We start from the raw sequence: 15,489 nt of genomic DNA on the forward strand, positions 1-15,489 counted from the left end.
CGGGCCACCACCCGGATGCTTGATCCAGGCCACCCAACGAACTCCACGCGAGCCGGCGGGCTTCGGCATCGAAGTCCGGTTCCGCGGGGTGACCCGCGGGGCCAGGAGGCACGCTGCCTCCGCGCCTGACGGCGCTTCACCCCTCGCGCTTCCTCTCGGGGAGGGCGGGGACCGACGGAGAAAAACCCGGCCGGTGAGGCGCGGGCCCGAAACGCCATGTCCGGAGGAGCCCATGACCCCCGACGAGCAGCGCGCCATCCGCCGCCATCTCCACAGCGCCGAGGGCGCGCATCTCCTCTGCCGCCGCAAGGCCTGCCGCCGCGCCCGCGCCTGCCGGCTCGGCGACAGCTGCGCCAGCCGCCTCTATGCCAACGGCCTCTTCCCCGACAATCAGGAGCTCATGGCCCTGCACTTTGCCTATCTGCTGGAGCTCGCGGGCCATTGGAAGACGCTGCCGCGCCCCCCAAACGCAAAACGGGGCCCGAAGGCCCCGTGACAGCACGTCCTGCGCTTCGCCCCTACTGGACCCGCGTCCGGCGCGTCACCGCGAAGTCGAGATTGCTCAGCGACAGCTGCATGGCCTCGCCGGCCGCATTGGTGGTGCGGCAGGTCCAGCGGCCATCGGCGAGCGACAGCGCCGAGCAGGGCGCGAAGCCCTCCGCCTTCAGCACCAGGGCGATCATCCGCACCTCCTCGGAGGTGGCGGCGCGGGCCGGCAGCTCGTCGGCCAGCGCCGGGGCGGCGAGGGCGGCGAGCAGGGCGAGAGAGGCGAGGGGCGCGCGCATGGCTCAGGCTCCGCGGCCGGGGACGGGTTCCAGCTCGCTCTCGCCGGCAATGCGCTCGAAGCTCTCGTCGGGGCTGCGGATGCGATATTGCATCCCGCCGTTCTCTGAGGGGCGCAGCGCCACCACCACGAAGGGGGCGGCCGGCGGCCGGCGCGAGCCATAGGGGATGAGCAGCTTCACCCGCGACCCCACGGGGTAGCGCGGGCCGCCGACGACGCTCACCGCGTCGGTGGTGGTCCAGTGGTGGTCGCAGGCGGCGCAGTGCCAGTCGTGCTCGATGGCGCGGGCGGTGCGGTGGCGCGAGCGCACCGGGGCGATGGGCAGCGGGCTGCCGCAGGCCGGGCAGCCGCCGGTGCGGTCGCCGGCACCGGTCGGGACGACGCGCACCTTGCCGGCCACGGGGGCCTGGGCAACGGGGTGGAACAGCGCCTCGGCGGCGCGCCATTGCTGGCGCTGGACGGCGGCGGGGCGGCGGTGGGTGGTGATGGCCATGACAAACCTTTCGCGCCGGGGCGCGGGACGAGGGCGCTCCGCACCGGGGGATCCGGCGGCGGGCGGGGAGGCGAGGCGGGCTGTCGGGCGTCGGGCCAGGCGCGGATGGCGCTGGGCGTCGGGCGGCGAGAAACCGGTCGGGCGGTCCTGCGGTCCGCGAAAGACGCGGCAAGGGGGCGGCAGGGGGACGGCGGGCGGAGGCCGAGGCTGGCCCGCGCGTCGAAGGCGGCATCATGCGCCCTCGCGCCGCTTTCTCCTAGCGATTGTTTCCAGGCGGCCTGTGGCGGGGCGCCGCGCCCCCGACGCAAAACGGGGCCCGAAGGCCCCGTTCCGTCATGCTGGCAATGGCGAAAAGGCTCAGGCCTTCTCGGAGCGGTCCTGGCGCTCGGCGATGCGGGCCGACTTGCCGCGGCGATCGCGCAGGTAATAGAGCTTCGCGCGACGGACCTTGCCGCGGCGCACCAGCTTGATGGAGTCGATCGACGGGGAGTGCACCGGGAAGACGCGCTCGACGCCCTCGCCATAGGAGATCTTGCGGACGGTGAAGCTCTCCATCAGGCCGCCGCCGGAGCGGGCGATGCAGACGCCCTCATAGGCCTGGACGCGGGTGCGGTCGCCTTCGCGGACCTTCACATTGACGATGACGGTGTCGCCGGGGGCGAATTCCGGGATCTGCTTGTCGCCGAGGACGCGGGCGGCCTCTTCGGCCTCGATGGTCTGGATGAGGTTCATCGGTTCAATCCTTGTGGCCGGGCTTGGCCGGCATCTTGTTGGTCTTGGTTCCGAGGATGGGCCTTCAAAAGGCAGGCCCGCCGGAAGGCGGCTCGATAGTCGAAAAGGGAGGGATTGTCACGCGGATTCTGCCGCGGGGGAGGCAAAGGGATGGTTTGGCGTCGGAGATGCGTTGCACGGCCCAACTGCGTCCTTCGAGGCTCGCTGCGCTCGCACCTCAGGATGAGGGAGGTGGTGGGTTGCAGGTGCGTCTGCAGCCAGACCCGTTTAATGCCAGGAACCCACATTCCTCATCCTGAGGTGCGAGCTCCGGAGGAGCGAGCCTCGAAGGACGCGCTTGGGTTCTGCCATCCGCTATTGGCCGCGCTTTGCCCAGAGGTCCGGCCGCCGCTCCCGCGTGATCCGCTCGGCCTCGGCGCGCCGCCACCTGGCGACCTTCGCATGGTCGCCGGAGACCAGCACCTCGGGGATCGGCCGGCCCTCGAAGACCTGCGGGCGGGTGTAGTGCGGATATTCGAGCAGGCCGGTCTCGAAGCTCTCCTCCGAGCCGCTCTCGGCATGGCCCATGACGCCGGGGAGGAGCCGCACGACGGCGTCGAGCAGCACCAGCGCGCCGAGCTCGCCGCCGGAGAGCACATAGTCGCCGATGGAGACCTCGGTGAGCCCGCGGGCCTCGATGACGCGCTCGTCGACGCCCTCGAACCTTCCGCAGAGGATCACCGCGCCGGGGCCGGCGGCGAGGGTGCGGACATAGTCCTGGGTGAGGGGCCGGCCACGCGGCGACATGAAGAGCCGGGGGCGCGGGTCACCCTCGGGAGAGGCATGGTCGATGGCGCGGGCCACCACATCGGCCTTCATCACCATGCCGGGGCCGCCGCCCGCCGGCGTGTCGTCCACGGTGCGGTGCTTTCCGCTCGCGAAGTCGCGGAGGAGGTGGGTCTCGAGGGCCCAGGCCTCGCCCAGCGCCCGTCCGGCCAGCGACAGGCCGAGGGGGCCGGGGAACATCTCGGGGAAGAGGGTGATGACCGAGGCGCGGAACATGGCCCGCCCTCAGTCGCGGTCTTCAGGGTCGCGCGGCGTGTCCTCGAGCAGGCCCGGCGGCGGGTCGATGACGAGCTTGCCCGCCGCGATGTCCACCACGGGCACCACGGCCTTGGTGAAGGGGATCATCACCGCCTTCTGGCCCTTGCGGGCGACATCGATGACGTCCCCCGCGCCGAAGTCGAAGATCGCCGTCACCGTGCCGACGGCCTCGCCGGTGACGGTCTCGACCTTCAGGCCGATGAGGTCGGCATGGAGGAACTCGTCCTCACCGTCGGCGGGGGGAATGCGGTCGCGCGGCACGAAGAGCTGGAGGTTGGTCACCGCCTCGGCCGCGTCGCGATCCTTCAGTTCGGCGACGCGGGCGATCAACACCTCGCCGGCGGGCCGCAGCGACTGGACGGTGAAGAGCCGCCCGTCGCGGGATTGGAGGGGCGAGTAGTCGCCGATGGCGGCGGGGTCCTGGGTGTAGGACTTGACGCGCACCTCACCGCGCACCCCGTGCGGGGCGCCGAACTTGGCGACGAGGACGAGGTCGGTGGACATGGGGCCTCGATACGGCGGGATGCGTCCTTCGGCGCCCGTCGCATACGGCGGGCCTCGAAGGACGCGGGCGGCCTCCGCATCAGGCGAAGGGCGGGAGCCGGCGGAGGCGAACCCCCGCCGGCGGGATCATCAGGCCTCGGCGGACTCGCCGGCCTTCTGGGCCTTCGCGGCGGCACGCTCCTCGGCGCGCTTGCCGGGCTTGGCCTTCTCCGGGTTGTTGCGCGGGGCGCGCTTCAGCAGGCCCTCGGCGTCGAAGAAGCGGGCGACGCGGTCGGTCGCCTGGGCGCCCTTGGCGAGCCAGGCCTTGGCGGCCTCGACGTCGAGCTCGTAGCGCTTCTGGTCCTTGCCGAGCATCGGGTTGTAGGTGCCGATCTTCTCGATGAAGCGGCCGTCGCGCGGGGCGCGGGCGTCGGCAACGACGATCTGGTAGAACGGGCGCTTCTTGGTGCCGCGGCGGGCGAGGCGGATCTTGAGCGACATGGGATACTCCGGTGGGTCGTTCGTGATGGAAGGGTGAGGGGCCGGCTATTTCTTCTTGCCGAAGGGGAAGCCGGGAAGGCCGGGAAGCTTGGGGCCGCCGCCGAGGCCGGGGAAACCCTGGGGCAGGCCGCCCGGCATTCCGGGCGGCAGCGACGGCATCTTGTCGGGCAGCCCGCCGGGCATCTTCTTTTGAAGCTCGGCGAGCATTTCCGGCGTCGGCTGCGGCATGCCGCCGCCGAGCCCGAACATGTTGGCGAGGCCCGCCATGGGGCCGCGCTTTCCCTGGGCGCCGCCCATGGCCTTCATCATGTCGGCCATGCCACGGTGCATCTTCAGGAGCTTGTTGACGTCTTCCGGCTGGGTGCCGGAGCCGCGGGCGATGCGGCGGCGACGCTTGCCGTCGATCTCCTTGGGGTTGCGGCGTTCCCATGGGGTCATGGCGTGGATGATGGCGCGCTGGCGCTTGATCACCTTGTCGTCCATGGCGCCGGAGATCTGCTTCTGCATGTTCTTGACGCCGGGCAGCATGCCCATCAGGCCCTGCATGCCGCCAATCTTCAGCATCTGGTCGAGCTGGTCGCCGAGGTCGTCCAGGTTGAACTGGCCCGACTGCATGCGCTTGGCGATCGCCATGCCCTTTTCGGCATCGATCGATTCCGCGGCCTTCTCGACGAGCGAGACGATGTCGCCCATGCCGAGGATGCGGCCGGCGATGCGCTGGGGATGGAAGTCCTCCAGGCCGTCCATCTTTTCCGACGTGCCTAGCAGCTTGATCGGCTTGCCGGTGACGGCGCGCATGGAGAGCGCCGCGCCGCCGCGGCCGTCGCCATCGACGCGGGTGAGCACCACGCCCGTGACATTGACGCGGCCGGTGAAGGAGCGGGCGACGTTGACGGCGTCCTGGCCGGTGAGGCTGTCGACGACCAGCAGCGTCTCGTGCGGGCGGGCGACCTTCTCGACCTCGGCCACCTCGATCATGAGGGCCTCGTCGACATGGGTGCGGCCGGCCGTGTCGAGCATGACGACGTCGTAGCCGCCGAGCCGGCCCGCCTCGATGGCGCGGCGCGCGATCTGCACCGGCGTCTGGCCGGCGACGATGGGCAGCGTGTCGACGCCGATCTGCTGGCCGAGGACGGCGAGCTGTTCCATCGCCGCGGGGCGACGGGTGTCCAGCGAAGCCATCAGCACCTTCTTCTTCTGGCGGTCGAAGAGGCGCTTTGCGATCTTGGCGGTGGTGGTGGTCTTGCCCGAGCCCTGAAGGCCGACCATCAGGATCGGCACCGGCGGCACGGCCTGGAGGTCGATGGCGACGCCCTCGGAGCCGAGCGTATCGACGAGCGTGTCGTGGACGATCTTCACGACCATCTGGCCGGGGGTCACCGACTTGATGACCTCGGCGCCGATGGCGCGGTCACGCACCTTGTCGGTGAAGGAGCGCACGACCTCGAGCGCGACATCCGCCTCAAGCAGGGCGCGGCGCACCTCGCGCATCGCCTCCTGGACATCGGCTTCGCTCAGCGCGCCGCGGCCCTTGAGGCGGTCGAGGATGCCGGACAGTCGTGTCGACAGGCCTTCGAACATGATCGCTCCAACCAGCATTTCCGGGGGACCCCGAAAATGGTCCCGGGCACCGCGGACCGCAACGCAATTCGCGCCCGAGGGCGCATCCTGCGCTGTCGGGCGGGAGCCTCCGGGGTCTGGCCCCGGTCGGCGGGTTGGGTCTCGGATGAACGAGAGTGCGGTGGCGATAGAGCGGGAGGCGCGGAAAGTCAAGGAATTGCGGGCCGCTGCACGGCATGCCCGTGGCAGAATGAGCCACGAATCTGCTCTACCCCAAAAGGCGTCGCACGGATCCGCCCCTTGGAAACCTCACTTTACCTCCCCGTCAAAACCTATCTCGAAGGCCTCGGCTTCACCGTGAAGGGCGAGGTGATGGGCTGCGACCTCGTCGCCCTGTCCGAGGGCGAGCCGGTCGCCGTGGTCATCGGCGAGCTCAAGCAGAGCTTCACCCTCGATCTCGTGCTGCAGGCGGTGGACCGCGCCAGCGCGGCGGATGAGGTCTGGCTCGCGGTGAAGGCTTCGACCCGCGGCAAGGGACGCGAGCGCGACCGGCGGGTGCTGAAGCTGTGCCGGCTCTGCGGCTTCGGACTTCTGACCGTTCTGCCCATGGGCGGCGTCGAGGTGCTGGTGGAGCCCGTGCCCTGGACGCCGCGGCGTGACGCCAAGCGCCGCTCCCGCCTCGTCGCCGAGCATCGTCGCCGCCGTGGCGATCCGGCGACCGGCGGCTCAACCCGCAAGCCCATCATGACCGCCTATCGCCAGCGGACGCTGGCCATGGCGCAGGCGCTGTCCGGCGGGCCGCAGCGGCCGCGCGACCTCAAGACCCTCGCGCCCGACGCTCCGGCCATCCTCGCCCGCAACGTCTATGGCTGGTTCGAGCGGGTTGACCGCGGTCTCTACGGCCTGTCGGCTGCCGGCCACGCGGCGCTCGCCACCTGGCGCGCCCATCCCTCCGCCGCGGGCCTTTTCGAGGCGGCGCCAGCGGGCTGACAGGCCTCAGCCGCGCCGGCACACCTGGGAGAGGTCGGCGAAGCTCCTGGCGATGGCCTCCTCGGAGCGGGCGATCATCCGCCGACCGCCGGCACTGTGGCAGTCCCAGCGGAAGCCGGCGCGCCGGGCGAGTGAGCGGCGGAACTCGGCCGCGAGGATGCTCATGCTCTGCGGCGTGACGCAGCCTGCCGCCGTCCGCCGGAACCGCGCCTCGAGGCGCGGCGGCCGCCCGCAGGCCTTCAGGAAGGTCTCCAGCAGCGCATAGGAATCGACGCGCCGCATCACCTCGCCGCGCTGATGGTCGGTCAGCATGTCGAAGCTATATCCGGACGACTGGGCCGCGGCGGGCTTCGTCGTGACGAGCGCGAGCGCAATAAGGCCGGCGAGAGAGGCGATGGGGAGGAGGGAGAATCGGCGCATGACGGGGGACGTGTGAAGCGGCGGTACTCTAGCGCCGTCGTGTCCCTCGGCAAGCTGCCGACTTGACGCGAGGCCGCCCCTCCGCCACGGCTCGGCGGGTCAGCATCAATCCCCGGCCCGCCCATGTCCTCATCCCTCCTCGACCAGCGCCTCGCCGCCGCCGCGCGCCTCGTCGAGGCCGAGCTCGAACGCTTGCTGGCCGACTCCGTCCTGCCAGGCGAGTTCGACCGGCCGCAGCGGTTGCTCGCGGCCATGCGCCACGCGGTGCTCGCCGGCGGCAAGCGGCTGCGGCCTTTCCTCGTCATCGAGAGCGCCGCGCTATTCGGCATCGCGCCGGAGCGGGCCGTGGCCGCCGCAGCCGCGCTGGAGCTCGTCCACTGCTATTCGCTCGTCCATGACGACCTGCCGGCCATGGACGACGACGATCTGCGCCGCGGTCGTCCGACCGTCCACCGTGCCTATGACGAGGCCACAGCCATCCTCGTCGGCGATGCGCTGCAGACGCTGGCCTTCGAGGTCATGGGCGGGGCGTCCCATGCCGACCCGGCGGTGCGGGCCGAACTCACCGTGCTGCTCGCCCGCGCCTCGGGGCTCGGCGGCATGGCCGGCGGCCAGATGCTCGACCTCGCGGCGGAAGGCCGCTTCGATGGCGGCACGCCGCTCGCCCTCGCCGAGGCCGAGATCCGCCGCCTTCAGGCGATGAAGACCGGCGCGCTGATCCGCTTCGCCTGCCTCGCGGGTGCCGTGCTCGGCCGGGCCGATGCGGCAAGGCGCGAGGCCCTCGTCGCCTATGGCGAGACCATCGGCCTCGCCTTCCAGATCGCCGACGATCTCATCGACCTGGAGGGCGACGCGGCCCTCGCTGGCAAGGCTACCGGCAAGGACGCGGCGCGGGGCAAGGGCACCCTCGTCTCGCTGCGCGGCGCCGACTGGGCCCGCGACGAACTGACGCGCCTCGTGGCCGCCGCCGCGGCCCATCTTGAGCCCTTCGGCGCCGCCGCCGCAGCGCTCGACGCCACCGCCCGCTTCATCGCCGAGCGCGAGGTCTGAGGCGGGCGGCAGCCTCCCGCTCCCTCGCCTTGACTCGCTCGCGGCCCGCCACCAGCATCCCGGCTTCGTTTTACGGGGTAGGGGTTTGGCGATGACGTTTTTCTCCACGCGATGGCTTTTTGCAGCCGTCCTCGGTCTGGCCATGGCGGCAGGTCTCGCCGCCCCCGCCGAGGCGCAGAAGCGGCAGAACACCATCCGCTTCGCCTATGATCAGGTGCCGGAGAACGTCGACCCCTTTTTCAACAATGTCCGCATCGGCGTCATCATCGCCCATCAGGTCTGGGACACGCTGATCTATCGCGACCCCAAGACCAACGAATACAGGGGCCAGCTCGCCACCGCCTGGCGCTGGATCGACGAGAAGACGCTCGAGCTGGACCTGCGCCGCGGCGTGAAGTTCCATAACGGTGCCGAGTTTACCGCCGACGACGTGGTCTTCACGTTGAATTTCGTCGCGAACCCCGCCAACCGCTCCACCACCCAGTCCAACGTCAACTGGATCGACCGCGCCGAGAAGATCGATGCCCACAAGGTCCGCATCATCACCAAGCGGCCCTTCCCGGCGGCGATCGAATATCTCGCCGGTCCCATCGTCATCCACCCGGCGGCCTACTACCAGCAGGTCGGGCCGAAGGGCATGAACGAGAAGCCGGTCGGCTCCGGGCCGTATCGCGTCGTCGACCACCAGATCGGCCGCTCCATCACCCTGCAGCGCAATCCCGACTATTTCCGCGACGGGCCGAAGCCGCAGCCGCAGATCGAGCGCATCGTCATCCGCTTCATCCCCGATCGTCAGACCCAGGTCGCCGAGATGCTGTCGGGCGGCCTCGACTTCATCATGAACATTGCGCCCGATCAGGCGCAGCAGATGCGGGCCGTGCCAACGTTGCAGATCGTCTCCGGCGGCACGATGCGCATCGTCTTCCTCAACTTCGCGACCACCGAGAATTCGCCCGCCCCGCAATTGCGTGACGTCCGTGTACGCCGGGCCATCGCCCATGCCATCGACCGCCAGACCATGGCGCGTCAGCTGGTCGGCGAGGGCTCGCAGGTGATCAACGCCATCTGCTTCCCCTCGCAATTCGGCTGCGATGCCTCGCAGGCACCTGTCTACGACTTCGATCTGGGCAAGGCCCGCGCACTGATGGCGGAGGCGGGCTTCCCCAACGGCTTCGACATCGAACTGCACGCCTACCGCGAGCGCAACCAGTCCGAGGCGATGATCAACTACCTGCGCGCCATCGGCATCCGCGCGACGCTGCGCTTCGGCCAATATGCTGCGATGCGCGACCAGGTGCGCGCCAACCGTGCCGCCATGGCGCACCAGACCTGGGGCTCGTTCTCGATCAACGACACCTCGGCCTCGACACCGGTCTATTACAAGGGCCTCGACGACGACATCTCGCGCGATCCGAAGGTCATCGAGCTCCTCGAGCGCGGCGACACCGTCACCGATCCGCAGCAGCGCATCGCCGCCTATCGCGAGGCCCACAGGATCATCGGCGAGCAGGTCTATTCGGTGCCGCTCTACAACCTCGTGACCTTCTATGCGGCGTCGCGCGACCTCGAATTCGCCGCCTATCCGGACGAGCTGCCGCGCTTCTGGGAGATGCGCTGGAAGTGAGGCCTTGATCCGGCCGTGGCGGCATCGCCCCGGCCGGATCGGCAATCCCGGGGCCCGCTTCCATGTTCTCCTATACGCTCAAGCGCCTCGCCCTCGCCGCCCTCGTGGCGCTGGCGGTCTCGGCGCTCGCCTTCGTGCTCCTGCGCCTGTCCGGCGACGTCGCCATCGCCATTGCCGGCGAGGGCGCGCGGGCCGAGGACATCGCCGCCGTGCGCCAGCAATACGGCCTCGATCGGCCGCTCGTCGTTCAGTATTTCGACTGGCTCGGCCGCACTCTCACCGGCGATTTCGGCCAGTCGCTCTATTTCCGTACGCCGGTCTTCGGGCTCATCGCCGACAAGATCCAGACGACGCTGATCCTGGCCCTCGCCGCCATCCTCTTCGCCCTCGCACTGTCCATCCCGCTCGGGGTCATGGCTGCGGTCTGGCAGAATTCCTGGATCGACCGGCTCTGCCTGTGGATCGCGGTGGCCGGCCAGGCGCTGCCCAACTTCTTCTTCGCGCTCTGCCTCATCATGGTCTTCTCCATCGGCCTCGGCTGGCTGCCGGTGTCGGGCACCGATGGCTGGGAGAATTTCATCATGCCGACGGTGGCGCTCGGCTACTATGTCACCCCGCCCTTCATGCGCCTCGTCCGTGCCGGCATGGTCGAGGTGCTGAATGCCGACTACATCCGCACGGCCCGCGCCAAGGGGCTGCCCTCCTCCACCGTCATCATCCGGCATGGCCTCCGCAACGCGCTGGTGCCGGTGGTGGCCCTGACTGCGGTGCAGCTCGGCTTCCTGCTCGGCGGCTCCATTGTCATCGAGACGGTCTTCGCCCTCGACGGCCTCGGTTACCTCGCCTACCAGGCCATCGCCCAAAAGGACTTCCCTGTGATCCAGGCGGTGCTGATGCTGCTGTCGATCGGCTATGTTCTGCTGACCCTGGCCGCTGATCTCGTCAATGCCTGGATCGATCCCAGGATCCGGGTGGGCTGACATGAGCGACATCGTCCAGGTCCCGCCCGTCGTCGCTGCCGTCGCCCCGTCGCGCTTCCGTCGGCGCGTGCTGAAGCACAAGGGCCTGCTGATCGGCTCGGCCATCTTCGCCGCCATCGTGCTCATGGCCCTGCTGGCGCCCTTCGTGTCGCCGCACGACCCCTATGCCCAGGACCTCACCAACCGCCTCGTGCCGCCGGTCTGGTACGAGCGCGGCAGCTGGCTCCATCCGCTCGGCACCGACAATCTCGGCCGCGACTATCTCTCGCGCACGCTCTATGGCGCGCAGATATCGCTGCTCATCGGCCTGTCGGTGATGCTGATATCGGGTTTCATCGGCACCGGCCTCGGCCTCGCGGCCGGCTATTTCGGCGGCCGCGTCGACCTCGTCGTCACCTTCATCATAACCACCCGCCTCGCGCTGCCCGTGGTGCTGGTGGCGCTTGCCGTGGTGGCCATGGTCGGCGGCACGCTCGGCATCGTCATTGCCGTGCTGGGACTGCTCAAATGGGATCGCTTCGCCGTCGTCATGCGCTCGGCGACGCAGCAGGTGCGCTCGCTCGACTATGTCGAGGCGGCCCGTGCGGCGGGGGCGAGCCAGCTGCGCATCATCCTGCGTGAGGTCCTGCCCAACGTGATGCCGCACCTCATCGTCGTCGGCACGGTGGAGGCCGCGAGCGCCATCCTGCTGGAGGCGGCGCTGTCCTTCCTCGGCCTCGGCGTCCAGCCGCCGCTGCCCTCCTGGGGCCTGATGATCTCGGAGGCGAAGAACTTCATGTTCTTCTCCTTCTGGCTCATTGCCATCCCCGGCTCGGCCCTGGCCCTCCTCGTCCTCGCCATCAACATGATCGGTGACGGCCTACGCGATGTGACGGCTCCCGACAGCCGGTCGTGAGCGCGACCGGCCTGCGCATGACACACATACCGCGCCGCCGTGGCGAAACCTCGCCGCGGCGGTAATCTGCCGCTGCCATTCCCTGCGAAGAGCCTTGCCATGACCCGCGCTGCCGCCATTGCCGCCGCCCATCAGATGTTCGACGACGGCAGTCTCAAGGCCATCTTCGCCCGCCGCATCGCCATCCCCACCGAAAGCCAGAACCCGGCCCGCGCGCCGGACCTTGCCCGCTACCTCACCGCGGAAATGCAGCCCTCCCTGGAAGCCATGGGCTTCTCCTGCCGCATCCTCACCCATCCGCGCGCCAAGGGACCCTTCCTCCTCGCCGAGCGCATCGAGGACCCGGCCCTCGTCACCGTTCTGGGCTATGGCCACGGCGACGTCATTGCCGGCCTCGAGGGCCAGTGGAAGGACGGTCGCGACCCCTGGACGCTCGATGACACCGGCGAGCGCTGGTACGGCCGCGGCGTCGTCGACAACAAGGGCCAGCACGCCATCAATATCGAGGCGCTGCGCTGTGTCCTGAATACCCGCGGCAAGCTCGGCTTCAATGTCCGCTACCTCATCGAGATGGGCGAGGAGGTCGGCTCCGCCGGCCTGCATGACCTTGCCCGCGACAACCGCGAACTCTTCCTTGCCGACCTGCTGATTGGCTCCGACGGCCCGCGCATGACGGCGGAGCGCCCGACGCTCTGCCTCGGCTCGCGCGGCGGTTACCGCATCGACCTCGAGATCAAGGCCCGCGAGGGCGGCCACCATTCCGGCAACTGGGGCGGCCTCCTGTCCAATCCCGGCGTGCGTCTTGCCCACGCCATCTCGACCATCATCGGACCGACCGGCCAGGTCCGCGTCCATGAACTCCTGCCGAAGGACATGCCGGACTCGGTCAAGCGTGCGCTCGCCGATATCGAGCCGGCCAGCATTCCCGGCGGTCCGCAGATCGAGCCCTGGTGGGGCGAGCCGGGCTTCACCCCGGCCGAGAAGGTCTATGGCTGGAACACCTTCGAGGTGCTGGCCTTCGGCTGCGGCGACATCGGCAATCCCCAGAACGCCGTGCCGCCCTCGGCCAAGGCGGTCTGCCAGATCCGCACCGTGGTCGGGTCCGAGCCCGAGGGCTTCATCCCCGCCATCCAGCGCCACCTCATCCGCCACGGCTTCCCCGATGTCGAGGTCTCCTCCGGCCGAGACGCCGCCTTCAAGGCGACGCGCACCGACCCCGATCATCCCTGGGTGCGCTGGGCGGCAGCCTCCATCGCCGAGACGACGGGCAAGAAGCCTGCGGTCATCCCCAATGCCGGTGGCTCGCTGCCGAACGACGTTTTCGCAGAGATCATCGGCATGCCGACCATCTGGGTGCCGCATTCCTATCCCGGCTGCTCGCAGCACGCCCCGAACGAGCACGTGCCGTCGGCGCTGGTGCGCGAGGCCATCGGCCTCATGGCCGGGCTCTACTGGGACCTCGGAGAGGGCAAGCACCCGCCGCTGGCGCGCTGAGGGGAGGCGAGGACGATGACGCAGGAGCGGGTCGACGTCGCCATCGTCGGCGGTGGCATGGTTGGCATGGCGACCGCGCTCGCCTGCCGCGAGCGCGGCCTGTCGGTGACCGTTGTCGATCCTGGCGGCATCCGCGATGCGGCGAGCTATGGCAATGCCGGCGTCATCTCGCGCGGCTCGATCATCCCGGTCGCAGGTCCCGGTATCCTCAAGAAGCTGCCGCGCTATGCGCTGAACCGCGAGGTCGCCATGCGGGTCGACTACGGCTCGCTGCAGGTCGTCGCGCCCTGGCTGATCGCCTTCCTGCGTCGCTGCAACGAGGCCTCCCTGCGCGAGGCCGCTGCCGCCCTCGATCCGCTCTGCGCGGCCGCCTATGACGAGCACTGGCGCATCGCCGGCGAGATCGGCGCCCGCGACCTCATCCAGCGTCGCGGCTGGGTGAAGCTCTATCGCAGCGAGGCGGCGTTCGAAGGCTCGGCGCTGGAGCGCGAGCTCCTCGCGCACCACAAGATCGGCTTCGAGGTGATTGACGGCGCCGAACTGCCGCAGTTCGAGCCGGCGCTGAAACGGCGCTACGCGAAGGCCGTCTGGCACACCGAGACCGGGTCGGTGCGCGACCCAGGCGCTCTCGTCCAGGCCTATGAGGCCGCCGCCCGCCACCGCGGTGTGACGGTCGTCGCCGGCCGCGCCCGCACCGTCGTCGACGAGGCGGATGGCGCCCGCATCGATCTCGAAGGCGGCGCGTCGATCTTGGCCGCGACCGTCGTGATCGCCGCGGGGGCCGCCGCCCATGACCTCACCCGCACCATGGGCTATCGCCTGCCGCTTGCCGCCGAGCGCGGCTATCACCGCCATTTCGTCGATGCCGGCGAGCACAAGCTCTCCCGGCCGATCAACGATACCGGCGGCGCCTATGTCGTATCGCCCATGAATGCCGGCCTCAGGCTTCTCTCGGGCGTCGAACTCGCCCGCCGCGACGCCCCGCCGAACCTCACCCAGATCACCGCCGTCGAGGCCGACGCGCGGCAGACCCTCGCCATCGGCGAGACGGTCGAGGACACCGCCTGGCATGGCGCCCGTCCCTCGACCCCGGATGGCCTGCCGGTCATTGGCCGCGCCCCGCGGCACCGCAATGTCGTCTTCGCCTTCGGCCATGGCCATATCGGCCTGTCCACCGGGCCGATCACCGGCCGCCTTGTCGCCGAGATCGTCACCGGCGTGCCGGCGAGCCTGCCCATCGCCCCCTTCTCGCCGGGTCGTTTCTGAGACCTCCGCGCGCTGCCGCCCTGTTGCCCGCCAATCGACCGTTGCCAGCGTCCGGCAGCTGGATACAGTTGGGATACAGGCGGGCGAGACGACCCGTGGACCAGAGGTGTGAGACCATGTTCAAGCGAATGATCGCGGCGGCCGGCATGGCCGCGGCCTTGGTGGCGGGTGCCATGGCACCGGCAACGGCGCAGACGGTCGAATGGCGCGGCGGTTCCATCGGCGGCGGCTGGTACACGATCGTGTCCGGCGCGGCGAAGTTGCTGGAGGAGAAGGTCCCCGGTCTGACGATCAAGGCCGTGCCCGGCGGCGGCGCCGCCAATCCGGTGGCCGTGCAGCAGGGCCAGGCCCAGCTCGCCATGTCCATCGACATCTTCGCGTCGATGGCGGCGACCGGCACCGGCACCTACCAGGGCCGTCCGGCTGCCGACAAGCTGCGGATGATCGGCCAGTCCTTCGGCGACACGCCCTATCACTTCATCCGCGCGCCGGGCCAGACCATGGACATCCCGACGCTGTTCCGCGAGGGGCGCAACATCCGCTTCGGCGGCGCCAATAACGGCGCGACCGACGAGATCGCCCTGCGTTGGCTCCTTGCCGTCTATGGCCAGACCTATGACAGCCTGCGCGCCCGCGGCTGGCGCTTCCAGCTTGCCGCCTATGGCGACCTCGCCAGCGCCTATCGCGACGGCCAGCTCGACTATGCCTTCTTCGCCCTCGGCCTTCCGGGGTCGGCGGTCGTCGACATGGCCACCGGCCGTGATGGCGAAATTCTCGACATTCCCCAGGACGTCATGGACGCCTTCAAGCAGCGCCACGGCATGGGCTCCGGCGTCATTCCGGGGGGAACCTATCCGCGCTTCCATGGCAACCGCGAGGTCAAGACGCTGGTCATGGCGACGACGCTCGTCACCTCCTCCGATGTCTCCGAGGACATCGTCTACAAGATCACCAAGGCGATCTGCGAGAACATACCCGAACTGCCGCGCATCCACGGCTCGCTGAAGGATTATCGCTGCGAGACGGCCATCGCCAACCGCCCCGTTCCGGTTCATCCCGGTGCGCTGCGCTACTACCGCGAACGCGGCTGGGTGCAGGGCTGACGCGACGACCTGACGAGGCCCGGGCTTAACC

At 69.8% G+C, this 15,489-nt stretch carries 17 protein-coding genes; 9 read left to right on the forward strand and 8 right to left on the reverse strand.

The genetic code is table 11. The features are described 5' to 3' along the window. Positions 1-232: 232 nt before the first annotated feature. Complete coding sequence (locus tag O9344_RS00005; RefSeq protein ID WP_298471235.1) at positions 233-496, forward strand: hypothetical protein; 264 nt, start codon at positions 233-235, stop codon at positions 494-496. A gap of 22 nt (positions 497-518) precedes the next feature. Here O9344_RS00005 and O9344_RS00010 read toward each other — a convergent pair whose 3' ends face one another. From O9344_RS00010 to ffh, 7 genes are all read right to left on the reverse strand, one after another. Beyond that, positions 519-785 carry a hypothetical protein gene (locus O9344_RS00010; RefSeq protein ID WP_298471237.1) on the reverse strand — a complete coding sequence of 89 codons (267 nt, stop codon included), beginning with the start codon at positions 783-785 and terminating at the stop codon, positions 519-521. A 3-nt stretch (positions 786-788) separates the two neighbouring features. Beyond that, a complete protein-coding gene (locus O9344_RS00015; protein ID WP_298471239.1) occupies positions 789-1,277 on the reverse strand; it encodes a hypothetical protein in 489 nt (162 codons plus the stop codon). A 357-nt stretch (positions 1,278-1,634) separates the two neighbouring features. Further along, entirely contained in the window at positions 1,635-2,009 is a 375-nt protein-coding gene (gene rplS, locus O9344_RS00020) for a 50S ribosomal protein L19 (RefSeq protein ID WP_298471242.1), read from the reverse strand. Between the two features lie 354 nt (positions 2,010-2,363). Then, the gene (gene trmD / locus O9344_RS00025; RefSeq protein ID WP_298471245.1) at positions 2,364-3,050 is read right to left on the reverse strand and encodes a tRNA (guanosine(37)-N1)-methyltransferase TrmD; all 687 of its coding nucleotides are present in this window, start codon (positions 3,048-3,050) and stop codon (positions 2,364-2,366) included. A 9-nt stretch (positions 3,051-3,059) separates the two neighbouring features. Then, positions 3,060-3,596 carry a ribosome maturation factor RimM gene (rimM, locus tag O9344_RS00030; RefSeq protein WP_298471248.1) on the reverse strand — a complete coding sequence of 179 codons (537 nt, stop codon included), beginning with the start codon at positions 3,594-3,596 and terminating at the stop codon, positions 3,060-3,062. Positions 3,597-3,725: 129 nt separating this feature from the next. After that, positions 3,726-4,076, reverse strand: a complete 351-nt coding sequence (gene rpsP / locus O9344_RS00035; protein WP_298471250.1) for a 30S ribosomal protein S16 — start codon at positions 4,074-4,076, stop codon at positions 3,726-3,728. Between the two features lie 45 nt (positions 4,077-4,121). After that, a complete protein-coding gene (gene ffh, locus O9344_RS00040) occupies positions 4,122-5,657 on the reverse strand; it encodes a signal recognition particle protein (protein ID WP_298471256.1) in 1,536 nt (511 codons plus the stop codon). A 279-nt stretch (positions 5,658-5,936) separates the two neighbouring features. Between ffh and O9344_RS00045 the strand changes: the two genes are divergently transcribed. Further along, on the forward strand, positions 5,937-6,626 hold the full coding sequence (locus O9344_RS00045; RefSeq protein WP_298471258.1) for a DUF2161 family putative PD-(D/E)XK-type phosphodiesterase: 690 nt from the start codon (positions 5,937-5,939) through the stop codon (positions 6,624-6,626). A 6-nt stretch (positions 6,627-6,632) separates the two neighbouring features. Here O9344_RS00045 and O9344_RS00050 read toward each other — a convergent pair whose 3' ends face one another. After that, positions 6,633-7,046 carry a hypothetical protein gene (locus tag O9344_RS00050; RefSeq protein ID WP_298471260.1) on the reverse strand — a complete coding sequence of 138 codons (414 nt, stop codon included), beginning with the start codon at positions 7,044-7,046 and terminating at the stop codon, positions 6,633-6,635. A 123-nt stretch (positions 7,047-7,169) separates the two neighbouring features. On the opposite strand from O9344_RS00050, the gene O9344_RS00055 reads away from it, so the two are divergent. From O9344_RS00055 to O9344_RS00085, 7 genes are all read left to right on the forward strand, one after another. Next, a complete protein-coding gene (locus O9344_RS00055) occupies positions 7,170-8,096 on the forward strand; it encodes a polyprenyl synthetase family protein (RefSeq protein ID WP_298471263.1) in 927 nt (308 codons plus the stop codon). 91 nt (positions 8,097-8,187) lie between these two features. Beyond that, on the forward strand, positions 8,188-9,720 hold the full coding sequence (locus tag O9344_RS00060; protein ID WP_298471266.1) for an ABC transporter substrate-binding protein: 1,533 nt from the start codon (positions 8,188-8,190) through the stop codon (positions 9,718-9,720). 62 nt (positions 9,721-9,782) lie between these two features. Next, positions 9,783-10,700, forward strand: coding sequence for an ABC transporter permease (locus O9344_RS00065; RefSeq protein ID WP_298471269.1), 918 nt, complete (start codon positions 9,783-9,785; stop codon positions 10,698-10,700). A gap of 1 nt (position 10,701) precedes the next feature. Next, positions 10,702-11,595 (forward strand): ABC transporter permease, encoded by an 894-nt coding sequence (locus O9344_RS00070; protein ID WP_298471272.1) that lies wholly within the window; start codon positions 10,702-10,704, stop codon positions 11,593-11,595. A 99-nt stretch (positions 11,596-11,694) separates the two neighbouring features. Then, a complete protein-coding gene (locus O9344_RS00075; RefSeq protein WP_298471275.1) occupies positions 11,695-13,089 on the forward strand; it encodes a M20 family metallopeptidase in 1,395 nt (464 codons plus the stop codon). Between the two features lie 15 nt (positions 13,090-13,104). Further along, positions 13,105-14,355, forward strand: a complete 1,251-nt coding sequence (locus O9344_RS00080; RefSeq protein ID WP_298471278.1) for an FAD-binding oxidoreductase — start codon at positions 13,105-13,107, stop codon at positions 14,353-14,355. A 116-nt stretch (positions 14,356-14,471) separates the two neighbouring features. After that, the gene (locus tag O9344_RS00085) at positions 14,472-15,458 is read left to right on the forward strand and encodes a TAXI family TRAP transporter solute-binding subunit (RefSeq protein ID WP_298471281.1); all 987 of its coding nucleotides are present in this window, start codon (positions 14,472-14,474) and stop codon (positions 15,456-15,458) included. The last annotated feature ends 31 nt before the right edge of the window (positions 15,459-15,489 follow it).

Source organism: Phreatobacter sp. (assembly GCF_027532945.1).
Lineage (GTDB): Bacteria > Pseudomonadota > Alphaproteobacteria > Rhizobiales > Phreatobacteraceae > Phreatobacter.

Bases quoted from the DNA above. Each gene is read 5' to 3' on its own strand.
- O9344_RS00050 (WP_298471260.1), bottom strand. From the start codon at position 7,046: ATGCGCCGATTCTCCCTCCTCCCCATCGCCTCTCTCGCCGGCCTTATT.
- O9344_RS00060 (WP_298471266.1), top strand. From the start codon at position 8,188: ATGACGTTTTTCTCCACGCGATGGCTTTTTGCAGCCGTCCTCGGTCTG.
- rplS (WP_298471242.1), bottom strand. From the start codon at position 2,009: ATGAACCTCATCCAGACCATCGAGGCCGAAGAGGCCGCCCGCGTCCTC.
- rpsP (WP_298471250.1), bottom strand. From the start codon at position 4,076: ATGTCGCTCAAGATCCGCCTCGCCCGCCGCGGCACCAAGAAGCGCCCG.
- O9344_RS00085 (WP_298471281.1), top strand. From the start codon at position 14,472: ATGTTCAAGCGAATGATCGCGGCGGCCGGCATGGCCGCGGCCTTGGTG.
- O9344_RS00075 (WP_298471275.1), top strand. From the start codon at position 11,695: ATGACCCGCGCTGCCGCCATTGCCGCCGCCCATCAGATGTTCGACGAC.
- O9344_RS00055 (WP_298471263.1), top strand. From the start codon at position 7,170: ATGTCCTCATCCCTCCTCGACCAGCGCCTCGCCGCCGCCGCGCGCCTC.
- O9344_RS00065 (WP_298471269.1), top strand. From the start codon at position 9,783: ATGTTCTCCTATACGCTCAAGCGCCTCGCCCTCGCCGCCCTCGTGGCG.
- trmD (WP_298471245.1), bottom strand. From the start codon at position 3,050: ATGTTCCGCGCCTCGGTCATCACCCTCTTCCCCGAGATGTTCCCCGGC.
- O9344_RS00070 (WP_298471272.1), top strand. From the start codon at position 10,702: ATGAGCGACATCGTCCAGGTCCCGCCCGTCGTCGCTGCCGTCGCCCCG.
- O9344_RS00080 (WP_298471278.1), top strand. From the start codon at position 13,105: ATGACGCAGGAGCGGGTCGACGTCGCCATCGTCGGCGGTGGCATGGTT.
- O9344_RS00005 (WP_298471235.1), top strand. From the start codon at position 233: ATGACCCCCGACGAGCAGCGCGCCATCCGCCGCCATCTCCACAGCGCC.
- rimM (WP_298471248.1), bottom strand. From the start codon at position 3,596: ATGTCCACCGACCTCGTCCTCGTCGCCAAGTTCGGCGCCCCGCACGGG.
- ffh (WP_298471256.1), bottom strand. From the start codon at position 5,657: ATGTTCGAAGGCCTGTCGACACGACTGTCCGGCATCCTCGACCGCCTC.
- O9344_RS00015 (WP_298471239.1), bottom strand. From the start codon at position 1,277: ATGGCCATCACCACCCACCGCCGCCCCGCCGCCGTCCAGCGCCAGCAA.
- O9344_RS00010 (WP_298471237.1), bottom strand. From the start codon at position 785: ATGCGCGCGCCCCTCGCCTCTCTCGCCCTGCTCGCCGCCCTCGCCGCC.